General features: G+C 75.0%; 3 protein-coding genes and 1 pseudogene. 1 reads left to right on the top strand and 3 read right to left on the bottom strand.

Features of this window, described 5'->3' with window-relative positions; all coding sequences use genetic code 11:
- Nucleotides 1–138: 138 nt before the first annotated feature.
- The 3 genes and pseudogenes from JM949_RS35115 to JM949_RS35105 all read right to left on the bottom strand — a co-directional run bounded on the left by JM949_RS35115 (nucleotide 139) and on the right by JM949_RS35105 (nucleotide 2,537).
- A pseudogene (locus JM949_RS35115) lies at nucleotides 139–958 on the bottom strand (DUF692 domain-containing protein).
- A gap of 61 nt (nucleotides 959–1,019) precedes the next feature.
- Entirely contained in the window at nucleotides 1,020–1,886 is an 867-nt protein-coding gene (locus JM949_RS35110; RefSeq protein ID WP_203152361.1) for a TIGR04222 domain-containing membrane protein, read from the bottom strand.
- A 78-nt stretch (nucleotides 1,887–1,964) separates the two neighbouring features.
- Nucleotides 1,965–2,537 carry a TetR/AcrR family transcriptional regulator gene (locus tag JM949_RS35105; RefSeq protein ID WP_030337284.1) on the bottom strand — a complete coding sequence of 191 codons (573 nt, stop codon included), beginning with the start codon at nucleotides 2,535–2,537 and terminating at the stop codon, nucleotides 1,965–1,967.
- A gap of 77 nt (nucleotides 2,538–2,614) precedes the next feature.
- On the opposite strand from JM949_RS35105, the gene JM949_RS35100 reads away from it, so the two are divergent.
- A partial coding sequence (locus tag JM949_RS35100) for a nitrilase-related carbon-nitrogen hydrolase (RefSeq protein WP_309232454.1) occupies nucleotides 2,615–2,828 on the top strand: 214 nt, incomplete at its 3' end.

Below are 2,828 nucleotides of genomic sequence, written 5' to 3'. Positions count from 1 at the left end.
CGCGGGTGGCGGCCAGCGGCCCCGGCGCGAAGCCGGCCGGCGGCTCACCGCCGGCGACCAGCGCCGCGACCAGTTCGGCCTGCCGCTCGGCGAGCCCTGCCCGGGGCGGCGGTGCGGAACCGCTGGCGGGTGCGCTCGTCATGTGACGGCCGGATAGCCGGTGGCGGCGGCCAGGGCGTCCAGTTCGGCGCGGAGTTCGGCTGCCGGCGGGTAGTGGCCGTCGCGTTCGAGTAGCAGCGCCGGTGGACGTTGCCGGGCGCAGAGCGCGCCGACCAGGTCCAGCACCGCCGCCGGCACCGGGTCGGTGTGGGTGTCGTGATAGAAGCCGGCATGCTCCGCGCCACCGGCCACGTGGGCGTACGCGACGCGTTCCAGCGGCAGGCGGTCCAGCAACGCGAGTGGGTCGGTGCTCCGGTTGCGGGCGTTGGCGTGCACGTTGGCCACGTCCAGCAGGAGCAGTGCCCCGGTCCGGTCCAGGATCTCGGTGAGGAAGTCGGCCTCGTCCAACTCGTCGTCCGGCCAGTCGACGAGCGCGGCGATCGGCTCCAGCGCGATCGGCACCGGAAGCTCGGCCTGCGCCCGGGTCACGTTGGCGCAGACCGCGTCGACCGCCTCCCGGCTGCGCGGCAGCGGCAGCAGGTGGCCGGCTTCCAGGCCGCCCGCGCGGACGAACGCGATGTGCTCGCTGACCAGTGGGGCGTCGAGGCGTTGCGCGACCGTGGCCAGGTGGGCGACCCGGGCCCGGTCGACCGGCTCGGCGCCGCCGAGGGAGAGCCGCACCCCGTGCGGCACGACAGTCACCGCGCGCTCGCGCAGCTGCGCCAGACCCGACGGGAGCGGCCCGGTGCCGGGCACCGACTCGGCCACCACCTCGACGAACCGCAGGCCGGGCAGCTCGGCCACGAAACCGGCGATCTCCGGACGCCATCCGATGCCCGACCCCGACCGGGCCGCTCATCCGCCACACCCCCCGCCGCCGCACCCGCCCGCCACCGCCGCAGGAGCTGCCGCCGCAGGAGCTACCCGCCGTCCGAGCCGGAGCTGTCCCCGCCGCCCGACGACCCTCCGGTCCAGCCGCTGCCGGCGGCGGCCTGGCGCTGGATCTCGGCCTGCTCGGCGAAGCCCGGGTCGAGCACCCAGAGCGAGGCGGTGCCGTAGAGGGCCACGCCCATCGCCGCTCCGGCGGCCCCGTAGGTGGCGTAGGCCGGCGCGGCGGCCGGGGCGAGGTGGGTGTGCGCGCGGCGGACATCCCGCAGCGCGGCCCGACCGGCCCGGGTGAGCACCGGCGCCCGGCGCAGCACCAGCGTGACGATCAGCAGTGCGACCAGGGTCAGCAGCAGGTATCCGACCGGGTGGCCGTTGAACAGTCCGGAGACCAACCGGAGCACGCCGAGACCCAGCAGGGCGATCAGCAGTGTGGTCCAGAACCGGGCACGGGCGCGTTGGGTGTCGTTGGTCAGCAGCCCGCGCTGCTCCAGACCGTTGCGGATCTGGTCCAGCGCGGTGCGTACGCGCTCGTCCCGCGGCAGGTCCCCGACCCGCGAGTGCTGGTGGGCGGCCCAGTGGATGGCCTGGTCCAGCGGGGTGAGCCCGGTGGGCGCGGCGCCGATGGTGGTGAGTCGGCGGTCCGGTCGCACACCGATCGCGCCACTACCGCGTAGCCCGCCGAGGGCGGCGTGCACGGCCAGTCGAGGCCCGCCGTTGAGGTAGGCGACCTGCTGGGGACCGAGTGGGTCGGCGGTCAGCGCGCTGACCGATCCGGCGGCGAGCCGGACCCGGTGGTACACCACTATCGCCACCAGCACGACGGCCGCCACGAGGTAGTACCGGATGAAGGTCGGGCCGGAGATGCCCCAGGTGTCGCCGGACGCGGCGTGGACGATCATCGACTGCTCCTGTCACCGGAGGGATCGGCGGCCCCATTGTGGAGCAGCTCCGCCACGGTTGGCAGACCCCGCTCCCGGTCAGTGCCGGCGGACCGCCTCCTCGACCAGGTCGAGCACCGGGCCCAGGTCACCGGCCGGTCGGCCCATCGCCAGGTGCAGCACCAGGCCGTCGTAGGCCAGCTCCAGGAACTGGGCCAGCACGTCGATCGGTACGTCCTCGCGCAGCACCCCGGCGTCGCGTTGCCGGGCCAGCCGGTCCCGGGTCGCCTCGGCGATCGCCGCGGACCGCTCCGCCCAGCGCTTGGCGAACGCCGGGTCCGTGCGCAGCCGTCGGGACACCTCCAGCTGGCTGCCCAGCCAGCCGGTGGTGTCCGGAGAGACGGCGCGGGCGAGCAGGTCGCGCATCACCTGCACCAGACCGTTGCGGGCCACCGTCTCGACCATGGCCGCGGCGTCGTCCTCGGCGACGGCCAGGAAGAGCGAGTCCTTGTCGCGGAAGTGGTGGAAGATCGCGCCCCGGGACAGGCCGGTGGCCTCCTCCAGGCGGCGTACGGTCGCCCCCTCGTAGCCGAGCCGGGCGAAACACGCCCGGGCGGCGGCGAGGATCTCCTGCCGGCGCGCATCGAGCTGGTCCTGGCTTACTCTGGGCACGCGTCGATCGTCTCAGGTCACCTCGGGGCATGCAAACCGTACGTACGGCTTGGTATGTCGCCGACTACCATCGCCCGGTGACTCCACCCCGCACCGTGCCCGCCGCCCCGCTGACCGTGGCCACCGTTCAGGCCACCCCCGTGCCGGGTGATGTCGCCGGCAACGCGCTCCTCGCCGCCGACCTGGTCCGCCAGGCTGCCGCGCGGGGCGCCCGGGTGGCCGTCCTGCCGGAGTTGTTCCTCTGCGCGTACCACCCGCCGACCCTCGCCGCCGACCCGGTCGGCACGGACG

Origin of the sequence: Micromonospora tarensis (assembly GCF_016803395.1) — a bacterium.
GTDB classification, from domain to species: domain Bacteria; phylum Actinomycetota; class Actinomycetes; order Mycobacteriales; family Micromonosporaceae; genus Micromonospora; species Micromonospora tarensis.
The sequence above is the reverse complement of the archived record's forward strand: the minus strand, read 5'-3'. Positions and strand labels throughout refer to the sequence as shown.

What these genes read in the sequence shown, in the direction of transcription:
- JM949_RS35110 (WP_203152361.1), bottom strand. Translation starts at nt 1,886, where the DNA reads ATGATCGTCCACGCCGCGTCCGGCGACACCTGGGGCATCTCCGGCCCG.